This window comes from Pseudomonas sp. P2S-1 (assembly GCF_057197725.1).
Map to the genome: position 1 here is coordinate 5,890,772 of NZ_CM170068.1, position 22,089 is coordinate 5,912,860.

Consider the following 22,089-nt stretch of genomic DNA (forward strand, 5'->3'; position numbering starts at 1 on the left):
CCCGCCGACGTCTCCGGTCGGTCGGGCGTTTGCCATCAAAATTCGCAGAAGGCGCCAGGCAGCAGCTTGCCGACGGTCCAGTGACGGGTCGCGGCCGGGTCATGGCCGACGCAGATCACCGGGCAGTCCAGCGCCATCAGTTCCAGCATCACCTGGCGGCAGGCACCGCACGGCGAGATCACCGGGACCTTGGGCGCATACACCAGCATCCCCTTGAAGCTGCCGGCGGCCAGGCCCTGACTGATGGCGCTGAACAGCGCGCTGCGCTCGGCGCAGTTGGTCAGGCCGAACGATACGTTCTCCACGTTACAGCCACGGATGACGCGGTCGTCGGCGGTGAGCAGGGCAGCGCCCACCGGGAATTCCGAGTGCGGGCACCAGGCGCTGGCGGCGGCGGCAATGGCCTCCGGCAGCAGGCGGTCGTGCAGGGCTTGCCAGTCTTCAGGGTGCATTGCTCGCGACCTCCGGGCTGATTTTCTGGATGCGTTGCTGCGCCTCGGCGAAGCCCACGGGCTGGCCTGCGCGGTCGCGTTCCTGGAGGTAGGTGATCATCGATTCGAGGTCGTTGATCCCGGTGTCGAGGCGGTCGCGGGCCTGCTTGAGCACGCTGAAGTTGTCGCCACCTTCGGCGAGGAAGCTGTTCAGGGCCAGGCGGTAGTCCTGGGCGTCCTGCACCGGCTGGTCATCGACCAGCAGGCTGTCGGCGATCACCCGCTGGCCTTTCGGGCGGCTGTCGTCATAGCGGTAGGTGAGGGAGGCAGACGGTTGCAGCGGGTAGAAGCCCATGCCGCCGTCCTGCCATTGCTGTTCCAGCAGCTCGCGCAGTTGCGCGCCGGTCAGGGTCAGCAGGGTCAGGCTGTTGTTGAACGGCTGCACCGTGGCGACCTGGCCGTAGTTGACCTGCTCCTGGCCCTCGTCGAGGGTGATGTCCATGCGCATGCCGCCCTGGTTCATCAGGGCGATCTGCGCGCCGAGGGCGCGGGTGGCGGCCAGTTGCGAGTCGGCGATGAGGTCGCCCATCGGCGATTCGCCGGCCTCGTTGACGGTGCGCAGTACTTCGCGGGCGGCGAGGCGGGCGATCGGCTTGCCTAGCAGGGCCTGGCTGCGGCTTTCGACTTCCGCCAGCAGCGGGGCGACGTCCGGGCTGGCGCTGTAGCGCTGCGCGTCGATCACCAGGTTGTGGGCCTTCACGTCGAGCAACTGGTGCTTGTCGGTGTCCACGGTCAGGGTTAGTTGGGTCAGCAGGCGGCCGAAGGAGGCGCCCTGGGTCACCAGCTTGTCGCCGAGGCGGCACAGGTAGCCTTCGTGGGTGTGGGCGGTGACCACCACCTTGATCTGCGGGTCGAGACGCGTGGCCACTTCGACCACATCGCCGCTGAGCTGGCTGCAGTCCTGCTGGTCGAAGCGCTCGCTGGTCTTGCCGCCCTGGTGGATCACTGCGACGACCGCGTCGACGTTCTGCTTTTTCAGCTCGGGGAGCAGGGCATTGATCGCGTCGGCTTCGTCGACGGTGGTCAGGCCTTCCATGCTCTTGGCGCTGACATAGCTGCCGACGTTGCGCAGGGTCGCGCCGACGAAGGCGATCTTCGCGCCATGGGCCTGCTCGATGCGGTAGCCGGCGAACACCGGTTTGCCGCTCTGCTTGTCCATCAGGTTGGCGGAGATATAGGGGAAGCCGGCGCCCTTGAAGTCCTTGTCGAACTGGCAGGCCTTGTCGGCGCGCTCGGACTGGCAGCCGCCATTGACCTGGCGCAGCAGCTCGCCCTGGCCGTGGTCCAGCTCATGGTTGCCGACCACGGAGAATTTCAGGCCGAGCAGGTTGAGTGCCTCGAGGCTCGGCTCATCGGCCCACATCGAGGAAATCGGCGGGCTGCCACCGACCATGTCGCCCGCGCCGATCAGCAGCAGTTGCGGGTCCTGCTTGCGCAGTTCGGCCAGGGCGCCGCTGAGCGGGCCAAGGCCGCCGGCCTTGAGCTTGACCTCTGCACCGGCGGCGTCCTGGTACTGGAACGGACTGGCCAGCAGGTTGCCGTGGAAGTCGTTGAGGGCGGCGATGTTCACCTGCACCGGCTCGGCGGCTTTCTGGCAGCCGCTGGCCAGGAGCGTCGCGGCCAGCAGCAGGGACAAAGGGCGTAGCGCGAAAGACGACATGAAGAACCCCGGCCCGTCAGGCGGTTTGCAGGTTGGTGGCGGTGGCGGCGACCGGTTTGCTGGCGAACGGAGTCCCCATGCCGGCACGCAGGAGCAGCATCTTCAGGTGGTCGTTGATCAGTTCCAGGCGGTCCTGCAGGTGGTTGTTGAACACCAGGCCGACCAGGGCGATGGCGATACCCAGGGCCGTGGCGTATAGCGCGGTACCGATGCCGCGGGAGACTTCGCCCGGGTCGGAAACGCCGGCTTCGGCAAGGGCCTTGAAGGTGTCGATGATGCCGAGGATGGTGCCCAGCAGGCCGAGCAGCGGCGCGCCGGCAACCACGGCTTCGAGGATCCACAGGCCATGGGACAGCTTGCCGCGCATGGAGATGTAGATGGCCTGGCCAAGGTCTTCCAGTTCGTTGTGCGAGTGCACCTGGCTACGGCCGTCGAACAGCTGGCGCAGCAGGTCGAGGGGCAGGCTGTCGCGCTGGCGCAGCTCGGCGGGCAGTTCGTCGAAGTGGCGGACTTTCTTGTGCAGGGCGCTTTCCAGGCCACGGGCCTTGCGCAGGTTGTAGGCGAAGAAGATTCCCCGCTCGACCACCACGAAGGCGGCCAGGGCGGCAGAGCCGTACATGATGTAGAAGGTGATGTCGTGAAGCAGGTCCATGTTCATGCTGGGTGACCTCAAGGCGTGCCCGTGACCGACGCGAGGTCGGCCACGGGGCAGGGTTTAGAAGTTGGCTTCCACGGAGAGCGCGACGGTCTGCTCTTCGCCGATGGTGTAGTACGGCGTTTGCGCGCCGGCGAAGGCGGAACCGCTGCCGTTGTAGCGCACCGAGTTGAACACCGTGGTCTGCACGCCGGAGAGGTACTGGCGGTTGAACACGTTGTTCAGCGACAGGCGCACGGTGGCGTCCTTCATGTAGTTCTTGTTCACCGGCAGGCGGTAGCCGACGTTCATGTCCACGGTGGTGTAGTGCGGGATGCTCTGGTCGTTGGTCAGGTCGCCGTACTGGTTGTCGACGAACTTGCCGATGACGTTGCCGTAGAAGCGCCCGTCGTCGTAGCCCAGGCTCAGGTTGAACATGTTCTTCGGCACGCCGGCGATCTGCTTGCCCTTGGTCGGTACGTTGACGCCGTAGTAGAGCGTGTCGTTCTGCTGCTCGGCTTCGGTGTAGGTGTACGAGGCGTAGTAGTTGAAGTTGTGCGGCAGCAGGCCGCTGAACTCCAGCTCGACACCGCGGTTCTCGACTTCACCGACGTTGAGCATCAGGTAGTCACCGGTGACTTCGTCACGGCTGGAGACCTGGCGATCCTTGAACTTGAGGTAGAACAGGGTGGCCGACAGGGCCATGTCGTCGGTCGCATAGCGCCAGCCGAGTTCCTGGTTCCAGCTCAGCTCGGGCTTGAGGCTGATCGAGTCGCCGGTGTTGTAGAGCACGTAGTTCGGCGGCGTGCGCATGTTGCGGGTGACGTTGTAGAACGCCTGGTTCTCTTCGTTGATCTGGTAGCGCGCGTTGAAGCTCGGGAGGAATTCGCGGTAGGTCTTGTTGCGCTTCTCCGGGGTGTCGTAGAGGCTGGCCTTCATGTCGCCGTCACGCTGGGAGTGCTCGTAGGCAAGGCCCGCCGTCAGGGTCAGGTCAGGGGTGGCGCTCCAGGTGTCCTGGACGAACAGCTTGTGCACCGGGGTGATGGTGAAGTAGTTGCGGCCCTGGATCACGTTGCCGTTAGCGTCGCGCGCCTGGTTGGAGCCTTCGTAGTTGGCCCAGATGTCCGTCGGGCTGCCGTCGGCTTCGAGGGATACGAACGGCTGGGTCTGGCGCTGGCGGGCGCGCTCGTACCAATAGCCGAAGTCGATGGTGTGCTCGTCGTTGAAGGCCCAGGTCAGCTTGGTGTTGACGCCCGGACGCCAGGTTTCGGTCCAGGACGGACGGTAGTAGCGGCCGCTGACCGGATCACCGTCGGCGTTGTACTGGGCGGTGGTCTTCAGGTTGCTCAGGTCGTAGTTGCCGGAGCTGTTGGTGGTGCGGGTGAGGGTGGCCGGCGAACCGAAGGCACGGTAGCTGCCGCCGTTGGCCCAGTAGTAGTACGGGGCGACGGTCAGTTGCAGGTCGTCGCGCAGTTGCCAGCGGCTGGTCACCGAGGCGGTCACGGTCTCGAACGGGTTGACGCTGGTCTTGTAGCTGGCGGTGGTCAGCTTGCCCGTGGTCGGGTTGTAGGTCGGCTCGTTGGGGAAGTCGTAGTCGTGGTCCGACTTGTACTGCGCCAGACTCGGGGAAACGTAGTTGTAGTTTTCCTGCTTGTGGTACTTGACGATGCCCTGGATCGAGTTGCCTTCGCCGAACTTGAACAGGCTGTTCAGTTCAAACTTCTCGGCATCCAGGTCGCCCTTGCCTTTCCACTTGTCGCTGTTGGTTTTCGACGCGGAAATGTAGTTGCTCAGGCCGTTGTATTCGCCGGTATTGAGACGGACGAAAGTCTTGGTCAGGTTATTGCTGCCGATGGTCTGCTTGAAGAACGCGCCGGCGTCCTTGGTCGGTTTCACCGAGACCAGGCCGATGTTGCCGCCGCTGGAACCGATATGCGGGGCGTCCAGTTCGGAGGAACCCTGGGTGACGAAAACTTCCTCGAGGTTTTCCGGGTCGCCGAGCAGGTTCGGGTAGACCTCGTAGTTGCCCGAGTCGTTGATCGGGATGCCGTCCATGGTCATGCCGATCTGGTCGGACTTCATCCCGCGCATGGTGAAGTTGAAACCGGACAGGCCGCTGCTGTCGTCGCTGGAAACGTTGATGCCGGGGGTGTACTTCAACTTGTCGATGCCGTTGCCGGTCGGCGACATCTTGTCCAGGGCTTCCTTGGTCACGGTGGAGCGTGACTTGGCGGCTTCCTCCTGGACCATCTGGCCGTTGCCGACGGTCTGGCCGGTCACCTTGACGTGACCGATATCCACGGAATCTTCTGCCAGGGCCGAAGCCGTCCAACTGCCGCAACCTACAGCCAACATCATGACGAACAGCTTATCGAGTTTCACCGAGCGTCCCTCCCAATTAGAAATGTGCGATTAAGTTTTTTGTCGAAGACCGGTGTTCCAGGTTCTCGCGGGCAGCCGCCCACGCGACACCAGGGGCGGGGTGTCGGTGGGCAACTTCGGTGGAACCTAGTTTTCTATGTTGTAAACAAGCGTCGCGATAAAACGGTACTTATCCCTGCCCTCGAAAACCGCATCGGGGAAAGGCCTTACTTGCTCGATCCGGCGCAAACTGGTTTGCGCTGCCTTGTTCAGCAGCATGTTCGTCGCCTTCTTCTCGATCCCTGAGTCGAGCACGCGTCCTCCCCGGTCGATCAACAGCCAGACCACGACGTTGCCTTCCGGGCGTTGCAGCGAGGCCTCGCGGCCCCGCGGGTATTGCTTGTACTTCTCCAGCTCCGCATGCAGGGCGGCGATATAGCCGCTCTCCAGTGCGGCCACGTTGACCGCGGGGGCCGCCGGGGGTGGTGGCGGTGCGGGCTTCGCGGCGACCGGCGCAGGGGCCGGCTTGCTCGCTGCCGGTGGGGTGACCGGCTGGGGTGGCGCTGGGGTGGGCGCCGGTTTTGCCACGACTTGTGGCTTGGGTTTCGGAGGCGGCGGCTTCGGCGCAGGTGGCTTGGGCTTGGGCGGCGGCTCCGGTATCTCAACCACTGGCTCCGGGTCCGGTTCCGGTAGGGGGACGGGCTCGGGCTCGGGTTCCGGTGGTGGAGGCGGGGGAGGTGGCGGTTCCGGCTGCAGATCAGCCGGATCGATCAACGCCACCTCGACAGTGCTTTCGTCGTACTTCGGGGTGATCTTCAGCTCCGCCTTCAAGGCGCTCTGAACGGCCACCGCCAACAAACAGATCGCCGGCAGGCACGCGAGGAATTTTCGCGATTTGAACAGGGCCGACATGACTTACAACTTGCGCGTAGCGATGGAGACGGAAGAGAAGCCATTGCTCTTGAGCAGGTCCATCACTGCCACGAGCCGACCCACTTCCACGTCCTGGTCGCTGTTGAGGATGATCACCAGCTTCTCGCTGCTGTTCTCCAGGGATTTGAGCTGACGGACCATTTCGTCTTCAGGCAGGTCCTGGCCGTCCAGTTGCAGGCGGTCGTTCAGGCCCAGGGTGATCACCGCCTTGTTCTGCGGCTTGAGTTGCTGGGCATGGGCGGCGCCGGGCAACTGGGTCTTGATGCCCAGCGCCGGAATCACGTTCAGGCTGATCAGCACGAAAAACACCAGCAGGAACATCATCACGTCGATCATCGGAATGATCTCGATGTGCAGGCGTTTTTTCTTCGGTTCTTCCCAACTGCGCATTGCGGTGGCTCTCCCACGATTTCCTGGATTGTGAGAGCCCCGTCACGGAATTTCCGAAAGCTGTCACTGATGTCAGGAACAAACTATGGGCAGAAAGTTACATTTTGATTAAGTGGCGAAATGCCAGATGAAATTCCAGGGGTGCACTGGTGTGCTGCCGATTAATCAAGGGTTTCGTCAGTAGGTGACTGGGCGGTCAGAGGCTGAAACATAATTGACATTGCTGTCAGGTATGAAGGTTCGCGTCTTTCAGTCTGGAGGTTTCCGTGGGTATTTCCCGTTACACCCTGGCGGCCGTGCTGGCCGTTTCCCTGCTGGGTTGTTCGCGCCCGGCGCAGCAGCCCGAGGTGCACTGGATCAGCGTCGAGCAGCTTTCCGCTTCGCTGGCCAGGGAAGCGCCGATGGCGGTGGGTTTCGATATCGACGACACCGTGCTGTATTCCAGCCCATGCTTCTACGAGGGCCAGCAGAAGTATTCGCCGGGCAGCAATGACTACCTGAAGAATATGACGTTCTGGACCGAGACCAATGCCGGGTGTGATCGCTACTCGATTCCCAAGGATGTGGCGCGGGCGTTGATCGCCGAGCATCAGCGGCGCGGGGACAAGGTGTATTTCATTACGGCGCGGCCCAGGACCGAGGGCGAGCAACTGACTGCGATCCTGCAGCAGACCTTCGCCATCAAGGACATGCAGCCGGTGGTGTTCACTTCCGGGCCGGAGAAGGCGCGGTTTATCCGTGAGCTGGGGCTGAAGGTGTATTACGGGGATTCGGATACCGATATCAGTTCGGCCAGGGAAGCGGGGGCCAGGCCGGTGCGGGTGATGCGGGCTAGCAATTCGACCAATTTGCCGCTGCCGGTGAATGGCGGGTTGGGGGAGGAGGTTTTGCGGGATTCGATGCACTGAGTCAGGCAGCAGATCACTGTTGTTGCTGATGGCCCTATCGCTGGCAAGCCAGCTCCCACAGGTTCTGTGTGCGCCGCGAAACCTGTGGGAGCTGGCTTGCCAGCGATGAGGCCCTCAAGAACACCTCAGAAACGATCCAGTCGGTAGGGCTCGAGGTCAGGCAATCCCTCCACCCCAGACCCCATCAAGCCACCGATCATCTCCGCCGTCACCGCCGCCTGGGTCAGCCCCAGGTGCTGGTGCCCGAAGGCCAACAGCACCCGCCCGTCACAGACCCGGTCGATCACCGGCAACGAGTCCGGCAGCGATGGCCTGAAGCCCATCCACGGCGTGGCATCGCGGGCATCCAGTTCCTGCTTGAACAGCCCCTTGCTGAGCTTCTGCAACTGCCAGGCCCGGGCCATGTTCGCCGGCCGCTCCAGCCCGGCGAACTCCACCGTACCCGCCAGGCGCAAGCCTCCGGACATCGGCGTCATGATGAACTTGCGCTCCAGCGAGGTGACCGCGAACGGCAAACGCCGGTGCTCATGGGGCAGCATCAGGTGATAGCCACGCTCGGTATCCAGCGGCACTCGCGTGCCGGTCAGCGCCTCGGTCAATCGCGCCGAATGCGCGCCGCAGGTGACCAGTACCCGTGGCACATCCAGCTCGCCCTGGTCGGTGGCGAGGGTGACGCTGTCGGCCTTCAACCGCGCACCCTGCACCTCCCGCTGAACGAAGCGCACACCCGCGGCCAGCGCCGCGTCGTACAACGCCGTCACCGCCTCATGCGGATCGAGAAAATGCCCGGTGGCCGGGAAGAACAGTCCGCCCTGCAAATGCTCGCTCAGTTGCGGCGCCGCCTGGCGCACGGCATCCGCCTGCCAGCGTTGCACCGGAACGTTCTGCGCCAGCATGCGCGCTTGCAGGGCGTCGAGGGCCGGCGCGGATTCCGGTTTTTCGTAGACCAGCAGCGAGCCGTCCTCCTGCAGCATTTCACTGCGCCCCAGCGAACCCAGCACGCGCCGCCAGGCGCCGAGGCTGGCCTCGTTCAGCGCGCGAATCCCGGCCACGCTGCGGCGAAACGGATTCGAACGCAGGTTGAGCAACAGGCGGACGAACCACGGCATGGCCCTGGGCAGGTATTTCCAGTCCAGGCGCAGCGGGCCCATGGGGTCCATCAGCATCGCCGGCAAGCGCTTGAGGATCGACAGGTCGGCGATGGGAAACACCTGCTCGGTGGCCAGGTGCCCGGCATTGCCGAACGAGGCGCCCATGCCCGGTGCCTGGCGGTCCAGCAGCACCACGCGTTGCCCTTGTCTTGCCAACTGCAGGGCACAGGCGACGCCGACGATGCCGGCGCCGATCACGGCGATATCCAGGTCACTGGAAGGGAAGGTCGTGAGCATGTTTCAGGCTTCTCTCTGGCCATCGAGCAGCCGCCGCAGGTGCAGCGGGTTGCCGTGTTGCAGGGCCGTCGGCAGCAGGCTGTCGGGGAAGTCCTGGTAGCACACCGGGCGCAGGAAGCGCTGGATCGCCGCAGTACCCACCGAGGTGCTACGCGGGTCGGTGGTGGCCGGGAACGGACCGCCATGGACCATCGCATCGCAGACTTCCACCCCGGTCGGCCAGCCGTTGACCAGCAGGCGTCCGGCCTTGCGCTCCAGCACCGGAAGCAGGGCGCGGGCCTGGTCGAGGTCGGCATCATCCAGGTGCAGGGTGGCGGTCAACTGGCCTTCCAGGTGCTCGGCGACCTCGCGGATCTCGGCCTCGTCCTCGCAGGTGACCACCAGCGAGGACGCGCCGAAGACTTCGGCCTGCAGGCTCGGGTCGCCGAGAAAGTCCCGCGCGGTGCTGACGAACAGATGGGTCTGGCACTGGTTCGGGCCGTCGCTGGGCTTGCCGGCGGCAGCAGTTTCGGCGTTCGGGTTGGCCGCCAGTGTTTCGATGCCGTTGCGGTAGGCGCTGTAGATGCCCGGGGTGAGCATGGTCTGTGCCGGGCTCTGCCAGATGTGCTGGGCGGCATTGGCGATGAAGCGGTCAAGGTCCGGCCCCTGGCGGGCGATGACCAGCCCGGGGTTGGTGCAGAATTGTCCGGCGCCCTGGTTCAGCGAGGCGACGAAGCCTTGCGCCAGCGCTTCGCCGCGGGCGCCCAGGGCTGCCGGGAAGAGGAACACCGGGTTGATCGAGCTCATTTCGGCGTACACCGGGATCGGCTCGGAGCGGGCCTGCGCCGCCTGGCACAGGGCGATGCCGCCGCTGCGCGAGCCGGTGAAACCGACGGCCTTGATGCGTTCGTCGCAGACCAGGGCGATGCCCACTTCACGGCCGGAGCCGTAGAGCAGGGAGAACACCCCTTCCGGCAGGTCGCACAATTGCACCGCGCGGGCCACGGCCTGGCCAACCAGTTCGCTGGTGCCGGGGTGGGCGCCGTGGGCCTTGACCACCACCGGGCAGCCGGCGGCCAGGGCCGAGGCGGTATCGCCGCCGGCCACGGAGAAGGCCAGGGGGAAGTTGCTGGCGCCGAACACCGCCACCGGGCCCAGCGGCACCTGGCGCTGGCGCAGGTCGGCGCGGGGCAGGGGCTGGCGTTGTGGCTGGGCGTTGTCGACGCGCACGTCGAGCCATTCACCGGCGCGCACTGTGCGGGCGAAGGTGCGCAACTGGCCGCAGGTGCGACCGCGTTCGCCCTGGATGCGCGCGCGCGGCAGGCCGCTTTCGGCCACGGCGCGGTCGATCAGGGTATCGCCGAGGGCTTCGATCTGCTCGGCGATGGCTTCGAGGAAGCGCGCGCGGGCTTCCAGCGAGGTTTCGCGGAACCGGTCGAAGGCTGCCCAGGCCAGGGCGCAGGCCTGTTCCACCTGCACGAGGGTGCCGCCCGGATAGACCGGATCCAGCGCTTGGTTGGTGCTCGGGTCGACCGCACGGATGGCTTCGCGGCTACCGGTTACGGCCTGTTGGCCGATGAGCATTTTGCCTGTCAGGGTCATGGCGCCTCCTGGAAAAAGAATTCGGGGCCGGCGGCGTGCCGCCGGCAAAACAGCGGGGATCAGACCAGGTTGTGCGCGCTCGACCAGGTGGCGAACCACTGGCGGAACAGGTCGTACTGGGTCTTCGCATAATTGCGCTGGGCGTCGCTGAGCACGTCGGTTTCGTTGAAGTGCAGGGTGTATTCCAGGTCGCCGTTGAGGACCATCAGGTACTTGTAATACAGCACCAGGTCGCAGCCTTCGTCGAAGGACGACAGCACCTGCAGGGCCTCGGACAGCTCCAGCGCGCGGCTGCGCGCAGCGGCGTCGCCCTTGGCGGCTTTTTTGCTCAGCTCGACCAGCAGGAGGATTTCCCGCGGCAGGGCGTTGCCGATCCCGGTGATGGCGCCGGTGGCGCCGCAGTTGACGAAGCCGTGGACCACCTGGGTGTCGACACCGGCCATCAGGACCACGTTCTCATCCTGGGAGGTGATGTGCTCGGCGGCATAGCGCATGTCGGCGGCACCGCCGAATTCCTTGAAGCCGATCAGGCTGGTGTACTTGCGGCGCAGCTTGAAGAACAGTTCGGCGCGGGTGGCGAAGCCGTAGTACGGGCTGTTGTAGATCACGGCCGGCAGGTTCGGCGCGGCGTCGAGGATGGCGGCGAAGTGAGCTTCCTGGGCGGCCGGCGAGGCGCCGCGCGACAGTACCCGGGGGATGACCATCAGGCCGTGGGCGCCGACCCGGGCGGCGTGGGCGGCATGGGACACCGCTTCCCGGCTGTTGACGGCGCCGGTGCCGACGATGGTCGGCACGCCGGCGGCGACCAGGCGGGCCACGCCTTCCTGGCGCTCGGCCTCGGTCAGCAGCGGCCAGTCGCCCATGGAGCCGCAATAGACCACGGCGCTCATGCCGGTCTCGATCAGTTCCTTGGCCTTGCGCACCAGGGCGTCGAAGTCGGGCTTGCGGTCCTGGGTGCAAGGGGTCATCAGGGCGGGGATGGTACCGGTGAAGATGTTGCTGGTCATGGTGGTGGTCCTTTGGTTTTTTCAGTTAGGGGGTGGGCTTGAGGGCCTCATCGCTGGCAAGCCAGCTCCCACAGGGTCTTGTGTGCGCTGCTGGACCTGTGGGAGCTGGCTTGCCAGCGATTGCGATCAAAAGGGCAACTCAGATACCCCAGGCAAACGCATCCGCGTCATCGATCAGCAAGGTGCTGTCGGCGGTCATGAAGGCTTGTCCGGTGATGAACGGGCGAATCCGCTCGCCGTCCTGTTCGAAGCGTCCTTCGAAGCGGCTGCCGGTGATGCTCGCCTGGATCCAGGTCTGCCCGGCCTGCAACTTGCCGTCGGCCGCCAGGCAGGCCAGCTTGGCGCTGGTGCCGGTGCCGCAGGGCGAGCGGTCGTAGGCCTTGCCCGGGCACATCACGAAGTTGCGGCTGTCGGCCTCGGCGTCGTCGGCGAACAGTTCGATATGGTCGATCGGCGCGCCGTCTTCGCCGGTGATGCCCTGCGCTTCCAGGGCCCGCAGCATCTTCCAGGTCAGGTCGCTCAGGCGCTCGACGTTGTCCAGGCGCAGCGCCTGGCCATGCTCGGAAACCAGGAAGAACCAGTTGCCGCCCCAGGCGACATCGCCGAGGAAGCTGCCGTAGCCCGGCACCGCCACTTCCACCTGCTGGCGGTAGCGGTACGACGGCACGTTGCCCACGGTGACCCGGCCATCCTCATGCAGGGTGGCGCTGACTGTTCCCACTGGCGTGTCGATCCGGTGCTCGCCCGGCTGGATCAGGCCCAGATGCTGCAGCGAGTTGACCAGGCCGATGGTGCCGTGGCCGCACATGCCGAGGTAGCCGGCATTGTTGAAGAAGATCACTCCACAGGTGGCGTCCGCCGAGACCGGCGCGCAGTACAGCGCGCCGACCAGTACGTCGTTGCCCCGTGGTTCCAGCAGGCAGGCGCGGCGCCATTCATCGTGCTGTTCGCGCAGCGTGTCGCGTTTCTGCGCCATGCTCGCGCCGGTGATCTCAGGGAAGCCCTTGAGGACCAGACGCGTGGGTTCGCCGCCGGTGTGGGAGTCGATCACATGGATCCGTTTCATGAAGCTGTCCCCTTCTTGAAGTGGTTGTGGTGGTTCACGCAGCGTTGAGCAGGCGCCGCGCTCAGGACATCTGGGTACGGGCGCCGCGCGGGTGCGGCACGTGCTGGGGTTCGGCTTCGCTTTCGAGGTCCTCGGCATCCAGTTGCACCAGGTGCGCCGGCACGCCGGTCGCTGCACCCCAGTAGTAGATGCCCAGGGCACTGAGGGCGACGACCACGGTATCGAACGGATGGGTGATGACCCCGATCCCGCCGAAGCTGCCCAGCCAGGAGAGCAGGATGGTCACGGCGTAGAAGCCGATCAGCCAGGCCGAGGAGCGCACTTGCTGGGCCAGGGTCAGGTGCATGGTCGGGACGAAGCGCCCGCACAGCAGGTAGATGACGAACATCAGGATCTGCAGGCTGAGCAGCCAGGACACGGTTTTCCAGCCGGACCAGTAGACGATCAGCGCCGCGATGATGAACGACAGCGGGCCGAGCAGGCCCATGCGCTTCACCTTGAACGGGCGCACCAGCTCAGGGGCGTTGCGGCGCAGGGCGGCGACGGTGACCGGGGCCACGGCGTAGCTGAGGATCAGCGCGGCGGAGACCACGTTGATCAGCGCTTCCCAGGACGGGAACGGCAGGGTCCAGAACACCGACAGGCCGAAGGTCAGCCACAGCGCCGGACGCGGGATGCCGGATTTCTCGTCGATACGGGTGAAGATGCTGAAGAAGGTCCCGGTGCGGGCCCAGCCATAGACCACGCGCGGGGTGGCGTTCATGTAGATGTTGCCGCAGCCGCTCGGCGAGATCACCGCGTCGGCCACCACCAGCCAGGCCAGCCAGCCGACGCCCAGGGCGATGGCGATATCGCGATACGGCAGGGCCAGTTCCTTGGTCACCCCGGCCCAGCCGTTGGCCAGCATCTCGGTGGGCACGCCGCCGAGGAAGGCGATCTGCAGCAGGGCGTAGATGGCGGTGGACAGCAGCACCGAGAGGATCAGGGCGATGGGGATGGTGCGTTGCGGGTTCTTCACTTCCGAGGCCACCGAGATGATCGGGGTCAGGCCCAGGTAGGCGAAGATGATACCGCCGGCCGACACCGCCATTTCCACGCCGGACAGGCCGAACGGGGCGAAGCCGTGGGAGGTGAAGTTGTCCGGCTTGAAGAAGGTGAACAGCACGCCTATCACCAGCAACGGCACGATGAACTTGAACACGCTGACCAGGTTGTTGGACTTGGCGAAGGTCTTCACGCTGTTGTAGTTCAGCACGAAGAACAGGCACAGCAGGCCGAACTGCACCAGCCAGCCGAGCAGGGTCGGGTCGCTGGAACCGGCCTTGGTCAGGTCGGGAAACCAGGCTGCGGCGTACTGGCGGGCGGCGACTACCTCGATGGCGACCAGGCTGGAGAAGGCGATCAGGGTGATGAAGCCCATCAGGTAGCCGAGCAGCGGGCCGTGGGAATACACCGGGTAGCGCACCACGCCACCGGCCCGGGGCAAGGCCGCGCCCAGCTCGCAGTAGACGATGCCCAGCAGCAGCACGGCGAAGCCGCCGAGCAGCCAGGAGAAGATCCCGGCGGGACCGGCGATGGCGGACACATGGCTGGCGGCGAACAGCCAGCCGGAGCCGAAGATGGCGCCGAGTCCGATAAAGGTGAGGTCTATCAATGAAAGTTGTTTCTTGAACTTGCCTGACATGGGGTCGCCTTCTTGTGGGTTATTGGATAGGCAGAATGAATGTCGGTGTTGCTGTTCTTTCTTGTTGAGAATCCCTGTTCGGGAGTCATGGCGCCTGGTGGATGGAGACACACTTCTCCAGCACTTCGCCGCGTGCCCGCCGACGCAACTGCGCTGCGCCGGCAATGCCTTGCCCGACATCCGCCACAGCAATTCGACGACTCAGGCAATGCCGATACAGTGAACTCATCGACGCCCCGGCGCTTGATGGTTTTCTCCAGCAGGCATGACGAAATCGGCATAGTTAGGAAATTTCGACAAGGTTCTTCGGAAATTTCTGAAGCGTTGCAGGCCACGTCCCATAAGGTCTGGCGCGGTGCTCGACACGTCGCTTCAGCTGCGGCAAGCTGGTGGCCGGCTTGCAGTGCGAGCGGATTTTTACCAGTCGGTCAGGAACCGGAGGCCCCCGTGAACCCCAATGCATTCGCCATCCTGTGCCAGGGCAACGAGCAGCACCGGCCCAATAACATCGAAGAATTGTTATCAGGGCTGGCGTTCTTATTACCGTTGTTCGATGCCATTCCCAATGCCACGATTTTTATCAAGGACGTGCAGGCCCGTTATTTATTGGCCAATGCGGCGCTGGTGCAGCGCTGTGGTCTGAAAAGTTTGAAACCGATATTGGGCAAGACCAGTGCCGAAGTCTTTCCGGCGCAGTTCGGGCCCGGATATACCGACCAGGATCGCCGGGTGCTGGAAGAGGGGCGGGTGCTGGAAGATCAACTGGAACTGCACTTGTATGGCTCGCGGGAGCCGGGTTGGTGCCTGACCCACAAGCGGCCGTTGTTCAACCGGGTGGGAGAGATCATTGGCCTGGCGGGGGTCTCGGTCGACCTGCAATCGGCCAGTTCCGGGCATCCGGGCTATGAGCGGCTGGGCGCGGTGGACGAATACATCCGCAGCAACTTCCATCGTCCGGTGCCTCTGAGCGAACTGACCCGCATTGCCGGGATTTCCGTCGCGCAACTGGAGCGCTACTGCAAGCGGGTGTTCCACCTCACGCCCCGGCAGATGATCCACAAGGTGCGCCTGGAGCATGCGCATCGGTTATTGCTGACGGGGCTGCCGATCACCGAGGTGGCGTTGCAGTGCGGATATACCGACCACAGTGCGTTTACCCGGCAGTTCAAGCAGTTGACCGGGTTTACCCCGAAGCAGTATCGGCGGGCGATGGGGTTGGGGGATTGAGGCGTCGCGCTCTCGGTCAAGGTTCCTCGCAGTGACATGGATGGTGCCTGGTCTGGCCCCATCGCTGGCAAGCCAGCTCCCACAGGGATCGCATGCGCCGCCGACCCTGTGGGAGCTGGCTTGCCAGCGATGAGGCCATCAGCGACACCAACAACTCACGACCTCGGCCGCAACATCGGATCCTCCGGATTGATCGCCCGCAACGCCTCGATCAGCCCATTGGCCTTGTCCACCTCACCCGCCTGTTGCAAGTAGTGCATCAACGCCAGCCGCACCTCGCGGTTGTACGGCTGCTGTTCCAGGCTCTTCGACAATTGCTCCAGCGCCGCGCCACGCTGACCCTGGTCATGCAGCGCCACCGCCAGCACATAGCCGAACCCGGCATTCTCCGGCGCCAGCGCCACCGCCTTGCGCAGGGCCTTCAGCGCTGCGTCCCGCTGCCCGGCACGCACCAGCGCCAGCCCCTTGGCGTGCTGCAGCAACGCCGAATCGGGATGCCGCGCCAGCCCGTCATCCAGCAACTGCCGCGCCTCGGCCTGCTGCCCCCGCCCATCCAGCCATTGCATCAGCGCCACCCGCGCCGGATCGAAGCCTTCGTCGCGCAGCAGCGCCGCGCGCAGATAGGGTTCGACCTGATCGACCCGCCCGGTCGCGCGGTAGAGCATCGCCAGGTTGACGTTGGCCTCAGCCCGCTCCAGCAGGCTCAACTGCACCTGTTCGTATTCGCCCAGGGCCTTGTCGAAGTCGGCGCCCAGCCCGGCATTGCGTGCCGGCAGCAGGGCGTAGGCGGTGGCGGTGCGGACCGCGCGGATCGGGTCCTTGAGCAGTGGTGCCAGCGGCTGCATCCGCTGTTCGGCGGGCAGCAGCGCGGCCAGGGCTTCCACGGCCGCCACCCGGACCTGCGGCCCGTCGTTGCGCAGATCCCTTGAAGCCAGATCAAGGGCGCGCTGGCTCGGATAGTTGGGCAACTCGGCCAGCAGCGTGGCACGCCGAATCGCCGGCAGGTCATTGCGTTGCAATTGCTCGAACAGCGCCGCCGCCGCGCCGGGCTTGCCGCTGCGCAGGGCTTCGAGACTCTGTGTGTAGCGCTGGGTCGGGCTGTCGCCCAGCAACGCCCATGCCGCTGCCGGGATGGTGAAGCCATGGTCATGCCGCCAGTCGTTGACCATGTAGAACTTGCCCGGCATATGGCAATCCACGCACTGCGAGCCCGACTGCCCCGGCACATCCTTGTAGTGCTCCGGCGTCTGGTAGTCCCTGGCCTTGAGACCACTGCCATCGACCCCGGCCACGCCGGTCTTGCCCGCCGGGTTGTGGCATTGCAGGCAGACCCCGTTGCCCTCGGCCCGCAGCTTGGTACTGTGGGGCTCATGGCAATTACTGCAACGCACGCCCTTGGCGAACATCTTGCTCTGGGTGAACGAACCGTACTCGAACACCTCGTCCTTGATCTTGCCGTCGAGCTCGTACAGTTCGCGGGTCAGGCGGCTGGGCAGGAAGTCATCCATCAGCCGGTGGCTGTTGTCATAGCCATCGTCCAGCGGTGCGCGACGCGCATGGCAGCGGGCGCAGGTTTCCACTTCCTTGAGGTTGTCGCCGCCGAGCAGGCTTTGCTGGAAGCCGGCGTGGTCCAGCGGGGTCTTTTTCGTCGCCCATTCCAGGTGATCCGAGGCCGGGCCATGGCAGGCCTGGCAGCCGACGCCGAGGCTGTGCCACTGGCTGGAGAAACGGTTGTCGGCGGCGCTGAAATTGCGCTTGAAGCCGGTGGTGTGGCACTCCACGCACATGAAGTTGGCGTTCTGCTGCGGCGAGCTCCAGTGCAGTGGATTCCTGAAATCGACGCCCTGGCCCGGGTACAGGTGGAACCACTGTTTCTTCTCGGTATCCCAGGCCACGCCGAGCGCCTGCAAGTGTCCGGCACCGGTATCGATCAGGTATTGCTGCAAGGGTTCGATACCGAAGGCGTAGGCCACCGGGAAGTCCTTCGGCTTGCCGTCGGCGCCTGGCGTATTGACCCAGAAACCACCGTCGCGCTTGAAGAAGCGGGTGGTCTCGCGATCGCTCTTGAAGGTGATATCGGCGAAGTTGCCCAGCACGGTGGCCTCGCTGGCCGCCTGCATCGCCAGTTGATGGTGGGAACCTTTCCAGTGCTCGACCTGCTGGCTGTGGCAGCCCTGGCACTGGCCCTCGTCCACCAATTGCGGGGCAGGGCGCAGCGGCTTGGATTCTGCCACCGGCACGGGCTTCGGCGTCGCTACCGGCAGCGGCGCCGGCCCTCGATCCAGGGCGAACCAGGCACCCACCACGACCAGCAGCGACAGCCCCGCCAGCGCCGGCCAGAGCGCGCTCCGGCGGCGTGGAGACGAGACCACATCAGGCTTTTTCGGCATGCGGTTTTCCGTATTTTTCTTCTAATGGGGCGTGTGCGTGACTCAGGGTTATAAGCCCAGGAACCAGCGATAATACGGATTTCCCGGGTCCTCCCGAAGCACTTCCGGCACTTGCCGGGCCCAGCGTTCGCGCTGGCCACGGTAGGCGGTCAGGCCCACTTCGTAGAAACGCAGCAGGCGCCGGCGCTGATCGGCGACCTGGAGCTTCAACAGGCTGTCGGCGTTTTCCAACGGGATCGGTGTACTCAGCGCCAGTAGCGCGGGCAGCACGCGGACGATTTCATCGCTGCGCACCCAGGGCGCGTACTCGATGCGGGGACGGTCGTCGGTCACCGCCTCGGCATCGGCGGCGAAGCGCTCCAGGCCATGGCGATCGGTGACCCAGGTCGCCAGCAGCGCGGCCGGCGAATCGACGCCCACGGCGGCCAGGCTGTCGCGGACTTCGGGCTGTTGCAGGCGTTCGCTGATGCGCGCCGCGTCCAGGTGCAGCGGCTGCAGCGAACCGACCAGCAGCATCTCGTGGAACTCGCTGGTCCACAGCGAGGCATGGGGGAAGACATCGAGGAAGCTGCGCACCAGGGCGCGACTGTCGTCTTCGTTCTGGGTCGGCAGCGGCAGCCACTGGGCGACGATGCCCTGTTGGTTCAGGCGTGCGGCGGCGAGCCGGTAGAAGTCCCGGGAATACAGGTTGACCACCCCGGCGGCGGAAGGCGGTGGCGGCTCCAGGGTAATCAGGTCGTAGGTCTGTGGGCTGGCCAGCAGTTCGCGACGGCCGTCGCGCAGGCGCAGGTCCAGACGCGGGTCGGCAATGGCGCCGTAATTGCCCTGGAACAGCGGCGCCGCCTTGACCACGGCAGGTAACAGTTCGGCCACCACCCGCTGCTCCAGCCCTGGATAGCGCAGCAGGGCACCCGCGGTGATCCCGGTACCCAGGCCAATGACCAGTGCCGAGCGGGGCTCGCCGTTGTGGATCAGCAAGGGCAGCAGGGCCTGCAGGCGCATGTAGCGCAGCGACGGCATGGCATCGCCGGTATTGGAAACACCCTGGATATACAGGCGGCGGAAGCTGCCCTGGCGTTTCTCCTGTTCGACCACGGCGACGGTGCCGCCGCGACCTTCCTCGTAGAACACCAGCGAACCGTTGCGCGCACCGGGAAGCAAATCAGCCAGGCGCTGCGGCGGGGTCAGCACGGCGAGAACGAGGCTGGCCAGGGCGATAGCGAAGACTGCCGCGCGTGACGTGCGCGCCACGCCCTGGGTGGCAGACACCGCCACCAGCGCAATCAGGCCGGCCAGTATCGCCAGCAAGCCGAGGCTGCGGACCAGGCCGAAGAGCGGCACCAGCACGAAGCCCGTCAGCGTCACCCCGACGATGCCGCCCAGGGTATTCAGGGCCACCACCGAGCCCACGTCGCGGCCCACATGCCCGCGCTCGCTGGCCAGGTGCAGGGCCAGGGGAAACGCTGCGCCCAGCAGGGTGGTGGGCAGCAGGACGATGCTCAGCGCGGCCACGGCGAAGCGTGCGCTCATGCCGCTCAGGGCGCTGCCGCCGAGACTCAGTACCAGAGCCTCGGCCTGGGTTTGCAGGCTGACCAGCCAGCGCCCGAGGCCGGCGATTTCTCCCAGCGCCAGCAACCCGGCGGCCGCGATCAGCAGGGCGAAGCAGGCCCAGGGATCGCGCAATGTGTGGACACGCCGGGCAATCAGCGCACTGCCCAGCATCAACCCGGCCAGATAGCTGGCCAGGACCACGGCAAAAGCGAAGGCGCGGGTGCTCATGAAGGGCACGATGGCCTGGGACCAGATCACCTCGTAGCCCAGCGCCACACCGCCGGCGACGGCGTACAACGCCAGGGCCAGGCGTGAATCACGGCTGCGCGGGGTGGCGGTTTGCGCTTCGGCGAGCGGCGCCGTGGTCGTCTCCCGCAACCACCACAGGGCACCGGCGGCAGCCAGAAGATTGCCCAGCGCGGCGGCCTTGGCGCTGCCCAGAACGCCCAGGTGAGGCAACAGGAAGAAGGCGGCAAGCAGGGTGCCGAGAATGGCGCCGGCGGTATTGGCCGCGTAAAGCTGGCCACCGGCGCGCCCAACCACGGCGGTATCGCTGGTCAGGGCACGGACCAGCACCGGCAGGGTGCCGCCCATAAGAAAGGCAGGTATGCCCACCAACGCGAACGGCAACAGCCAGGCGAGGGGGCCGACCAGCGTCTGCAGGCGGGCGAACAGGCCGGCGCTGGCGCCGAGCGCCAGGGTCGCGGCCACGCCGAGCACGGCCACGGCCAGTTCGAGCAGGGCATACAGGCGCACCGGGCGCAACACGCGATCGGCGCGCCGGCCCAGCCACCAGCCGCCCAGCGCGAGCCCGGCGAAGAAGGCGCTGATCCCGGCACTGATAGCGTGTACCTCGACGCCCACCACCAGGGACAGTTGCTTGATCCACAGGACCTGATAGATCAGCGCCGCTGCCCCGGACACCACCAACAGGGTCGAGGCCAGGGGCAGGGCGGCGCGGGTGGCGCGGGTGAGGCGGGCGGTCTTGGCGGTGGCTGTCGGCATCGTGTCAAGGGCATCCGTGATTATCGATTAATTCCGTTTCCCTGTAGGAGCGTGGCTTGCCCGCGAAGGAGTGCGAAGCGCTCCCAAAATGGCGCTGACACTGGGCATTTGGGACCGCTCCGCGGTCCTTCGCGGCGGTTCGGCGGCCCGACAAGCCACGCTCCTACAGGGCGCGTGGCAACTGCGCTATTTGGCTTGCTTCATCTTCTCCTCGATCTTCGCATCCACCTGCTTTCTCACCTGGTCGATGCTGAAGCTCGCCGGGTGCTGGCTCGGTGGGTAGTCGACGAAGGTCATGAGGAACTCGCTGGCCTTCATGGTGGCGATCGCCGTGAGGTAGGAGTTCTTCACCAGCCAGTCGTTGTACTGGTCGGAGACGATGTCCGCACGTTCATACGGGTCCATCCTCAGGTTGAAGATCTTCGGCACCCGCAGGCACACCATCGGGTCCTGCCAGACCTGGAACCCGCCCGGCTGGCGCTGTTCGCAGAACACCGCCTTCCAGTTGCCCCAGCGCATCGCCACCAGGTCGCCGTCGTCGTTGAAGTAGAAGAACTCGTCCCGTGCGCCCTTGGGCTGCTGGCCGGTGAGGTAGGGCAACTGGTTGTAGCCGTCGAGGTGGACCTTGAAGCTCTTGCCACCGGCCGTCGGCGACCAGCCCTTGAGCAGGCTCTCCTTGACGTCCGTCACCCCGGCCGCCGCCAGCAGGGTCGGGAACCAGTCAAGCCCGGAGAACATCTCGTTGGACACCGTGCCCTCCTTGATCTTGCCCGGCCAGCGCACCATCGCCGGCACCCGGAAAGCACCTTCCCAGTTGGAGTCCTTCTCGCTGCGGAACGGCGTGGTCGCCGCGTCCGGCCAGGAGAACTGGTTCGGCCCGTTGTCGGTGGTGTAGACCACGATGGTGTTCTCGGTGATCTTCAGGTCGTCGAGGGTCTTCAGCAGCTTGCCGACGTCGCCGTCATGCTCGAGCATGCCGTCGGCGTACTCGTTGCCGGGCATGCCGCTCTGGCCCTTCATCGAGTCGCGCACGTGGGTGTAGACGTGCATGCGCGTGGTGTTCATCCAGACGAAGAACGGCTTGCCGGCCTCCACCGATTTCTTGATGAACTCCTGGGCACCGGCGGTGGTTTCGTCGTCGATGGTTTCCATGCGCTTGGTGGTCAGGGCCCCGGTGTCCTCGATCTTGCCGTCGGCGAAGGCATGCAGCACGCCGCGCGGGCTGAAGTTCTTCACGTACGGATCGTTGGCGTCCTTGGGCCAGTACGGCCGCTCCGGTTCTTCCTCGGCATTGAGGTGATACAGGTTGCCGAAGAATTCGTCGAAGCCGTGCTTGGTCGGCAGGTATTCATCCTTGTCGCCGAGGTGGTTCTTGCCGAACTGCCCGGTGGCATAGCCCTGGCCCTTGAGCGCCTGGGCAATGGTGATGTCGCGGTCCTGCAGGCCCACCGAGGCTCCCGGCGCACCGACCTTGGACAGGCCGGTGCGCAGCGGCGTCTGCCCGGTGATGAAGCTGGAACGCCCGGCGGTGCAGCTGTTCTCCGCGTAGTAATCGGTGAACAGCATCCCTTCCTTGGCGATGCGGTCGATGTTCGGGGTCTGGTAGCCCACCACCCCGAGGGAATAGGCGCTGATATTGGTCTGGCCGATATCGTCGCCGAAGATTACCAGGATATTGGGCTTGTCCGCGGCGCCCGCGCCGGCACTGGCGAAGGCCGCCAGCAGGGCGAGCCGTGGTGCCCATCTGCGTAAGCGTGTCATCCGATCTACCTCCATTTCGTCGTTGAGGCCGGGTGCTTTCCGGCCCATGAGT

General features: G+C 65.3%; 16 protein-coding genes. 2 read left to right on the forward strand and 14 right to left on the reverse strand.

Features of this window, described 5'->3' with window-relative positions; all coding sequences use genetic code 11:
* Positions 1-35 precede the first annotated feature (35 nt).
* The 6 genes from AC2CQI_RS26410 to AC2CQI_RS26435 form a co-directional block, all read right to left on the reverse strand.
* Entirely contained in the window at positions 36-452 is a 417-nt protein-coding gene (locus AC2CQI_RS26410; RefSeq protein WP_075804574.1) for a cytidine deaminase, read from the reverse strand.
* Entirely contained in the window at positions 442-2,151 is a 1,710-nt protein-coding gene (locus AC2CQI_RS26415; RefSeq protein WP_484578352.1) for a bifunctional metallophosphatase/5'-nucleotidase, read from the reverse strand. Before AC2CQI_RS26415 ends, AC2CQI_RS26410 begins: the two co-directional genes overlap by 11 nt.
* A gap of 16 nt (positions 2,152-2,167) precedes the next feature.
* Positions 2,168-2,809, reverse strand: a complete 642-nt coding sequence (locus AC2CQI_RS26420; protein ID WP_484578353.1) for a MotA/TolQ/ExbB proton channel family protein — start codon at positions 2,807-2,809, stop codon at positions 2,168-2,170.
* A 57-nt stretch (positions 2,810-2,866) separates the two neighbouring features.
* Positions 2,867-5,167, reverse strand: a complete 2,301-nt coding sequence (locus AC2CQI_RS26425; RefSeq protein ID WP_484578354.1) for a TonB-dependent receptor — start codon at positions 5,165-5,167, stop codon at positions 2,867-2,869.
* Positions 5,168-5,293: 126 nt separating this feature from the next.
* Positions 5,294-6,058 carry an energy transducer TonB family protein gene (locus tag AC2CQI_RS26430; RefSeq protein WP_484578355.1) on the reverse strand — a complete coding sequence of 255 codons (765 nt, stop codon included), beginning with the start codon at positions 6,056-6,058 and terminating at the stop codon, positions 5,294-5,296.
* A gap of 3 nt (positions 6,059-6,061) precedes the next feature.
* Entirely contained in the window at positions 6,062-6,469 is a 408-nt protein-coding gene (locus AC2CQI_RS26435; RefSeq protein ID WP_075806289.1) for an ExbD/TolR family protein, read from the reverse strand.
* Positions 6,470-6,735: 266 nt separating this feature from the next.
* On the opposite strand from AC2CQI_RS26435, the gene aphA reads away from it, so the two are divergent.
* A complete protein-coding gene (aphA, locus tag AC2CQI_RS26440) occupies positions 6,736-7,377 on the forward strand; it encodes an acid phosphatase AphA (RefSeq protein ID WP_484578356.1) in 642 nt (213 codons plus the stop codon).
* 125 nt (positions 7,378-7,502) lie between these two features.
* Here the strand turns inward: aphA and AC2CQI_RS26445 are convergent, their stop codons facing one another.
* The 5 genes from AC2CQI_RS26445 to AC2CQI_RS26465 form a co-directional block, all read right to left on the reverse strand.
* Complete coding sequence (locus AC2CQI_RS26445) at positions 7,503-8,765, reverse strand: NAD(P)/FAD-dependent oxidoreductase (protein WP_484578357.1); 1,263 nt, start codon at positions 8,763-8,765, stop codon at positions 7,503-7,505.
* Between the two features lie 3 nt (positions 8,766-8,768).
* Positions 8,769-10,346, reverse strand: coding sequence for an aldehyde dehydrogenase (NADP(+)) (locus AC2CQI_RS26450; protein WP_075806286.1), 1,578 nt, complete (start codon positions 10,344-10,346; stop codon positions 8,769-8,771).
* Positions 10,347-10,405: 59 nt separating this feature from the next.
* Positions 10,406-11,353: a dihydrodipicolinate synthase family protein gene (locus AC2CQI_RS26455; RefSeq protein WP_484578358.1), complete on the reverse strand. Its 948-nt coding sequence runs from the start codon at positions 11,351-11,353 to the stop codon at positions 10,406-10,408.
* Positions 11,354-11,492: 139 nt separating this feature from the next.
* A complete protein-coding gene (locus AC2CQI_RS26460; RefSeq protein ID WP_484578359.1) occupies positions 11,493-12,419 on the reverse strand; it encodes a 4-hydroxyproline epimerase in 927 nt (308 codons plus the stop codon).
* A 61-nt stretch (positions 12,420-12,480) separates the two neighbouring features.
* Positions 12,481-14,103, reverse strand: a complete 1,623-nt coding sequence (locus AC2CQI_RS26465) for an APC family permease (protein ID WP_075806283.1) — start codon at positions 14,101-14,103, stop codon at positions 12,481-12,483.
* Positions 14,104-14,550: 447 nt separating this feature from the next.
* Between AC2CQI_RS26465 and AC2CQI_RS26470 the strand changes: the two genes are divergently transcribed.
* Positions 14,551-15,330: a PAS domain-containing protein gene (locus AC2CQI_RS26470; protein WP_484580669.1), complete on the forward strand. Its 780-nt coding sequence runs from the start codon at positions 14,551-14,553 to the stop codon at positions 15,328-15,330.
* A gap of 155 nt (positions 15,331-15,485) precedes the next feature.
* Here the strand turns inward: AC2CQI_RS26470 and AC2CQI_RS26475 are convergent, their stop codons facing one another.
* The 3 genes from AC2CQI_RS26475 to AC2CQI_RS26485 form a co-directional block, all read right to left on the reverse strand.
* Positions 15,486-17,720, reverse strand: a complete 2,235-nt coding sequence (locus AC2CQI_RS26475) for a tetratricopeptide repeat protein (protein ID WP_484578360.1) — start codon at positions 17,718-17,720, stop codon at positions 15,486-15,488.
* A gap of 48 nt (positions 17,721-17,768) precedes the next feature.
* Positions 17,769-20,276 (reverse strand): spermidine synthase, encoded by a 2,508-nt coding sequence (locus tag AC2CQI_RS26480; protein WP_484578361.1) that lies wholly within the window; start codon positions 20,274-20,276, stop codon positions 17,769-17,771.
* 186 nt (positions 20,277-20,462) lie between these two features.
* Positions 20,463-22,037 (reverse strand): arylsulfatase, encoded by a 1,575-nt coding sequence (locus AC2CQI_RS26485; RefSeq protein ID WP_484578362.1) that lies wholly within the window; start codon positions 22,035-22,037, stop codon positions 20,463-20,465.
* Between the last annotated feature and the right edge of the window lie 52 nt (positions 22,038-22,089).

What these genes read in the sequence shown, in the direction of transcription:
- AC2CQI_RS26410 (WP_075804574.1), bottom strand. Translation starts at nt 452, where the DNA reads ATGCACCCTGAAGACTGGCAAGCCCTGCACGACCGCCTGCTGCCGGAG.
- AC2CQI_RS26415 (WP_484578352.1), bottom strand. Translation starts at nt 2,151, where the DNA reads ATGTCGTCTTTCGCGCTACGCCCTTTGTCCCTGCTGCTGGCCGCGACG.
- AC2CQI_RS26420 (WP_484578353.1), bottom strand. Translation starts at nt 2,809, where the DNA reads ATGAACATGGACCTGCTTCACGACATCACCTTCTACATCATGTACGGC.
- AC2CQI_RS26430 (WP_484578355.1), bottom strand. Translation starts at nt 6,058, where the DNA reads ATGTCGGCCCTGTTCAAATCGCGAAAATTCCTCGCGTGCCTGCCGGCG.
- AC2CQI_RS26435 (WP_075806289.1), bottom strand. Translation starts at nt 6,469, where the DNA reads ATGCGCAGTTGGGAAGAACCGAAGAAAAAACGCCTGCACATCGAGATC.
- AC2CQI_RS26445 (WP_484578357.1), bottom strand. Translation starts at nt 8,765, where the DNA reads ATGCTCACGACCTTCCCTTCCAGTGACCTGGATATCGCCGTGATCGGC.
- AC2CQI_RS26450 (WP_075806286.1), bottom strand. Translation starts at nt 10,346, where the DNA reads ATGACCCTGACAGGCAAAATGCTCATCGGCCAACAGGCCGTAACCGGT.
- AC2CQI_RS26455 (WP_484578358.1), bottom strand. Translation starts at nt 11,353, where the DNA reads ATGACCAGCAACATCTTCACCGGTACCATCCCCGCCCTGATGACCCCT.
- AC2CQI_RS26460 (WP_484578359.1), bottom strand. Translation starts at nt 12,419, where the DNA reads ATGAAACGGATCCATGTGATCGACTCCCACACCGGCGGCGAACCCACG.
- AC2CQI_RS26465 (WP_075806283.1), bottom strand. Translation starts at nt 14,103, where the DNA reads ATGTCAGGCAAGTTCAAGAAACAACTTTCATTGATAGACCTCACCTTT.
- AC2CQI_RS26475 (WP_484578360.1), bottom strand. Translation starts at nt 17,720, where the DNA reads ATGCCGAAAAAGCCTGATGTGGTCTCGTCTCCACGCCGCCGGAGCGCG.
- AC2CQI_RS26480 (WP_484578361.1), bottom strand. Translation starts at nt 20,276, where the DNA reads ATGCCGACAGCCACCGCCAAGACCGCCCGCCTCACCCGCGCCACCCGC.
- AC2CQI_RS26485 (WP_484578362.1), bottom strand. Translation starts at nt 22,037, where the DNA reads ATGACACGCTTACGCAGATGGGCACCACGGCTCGCCCTGCTGGCGGCC.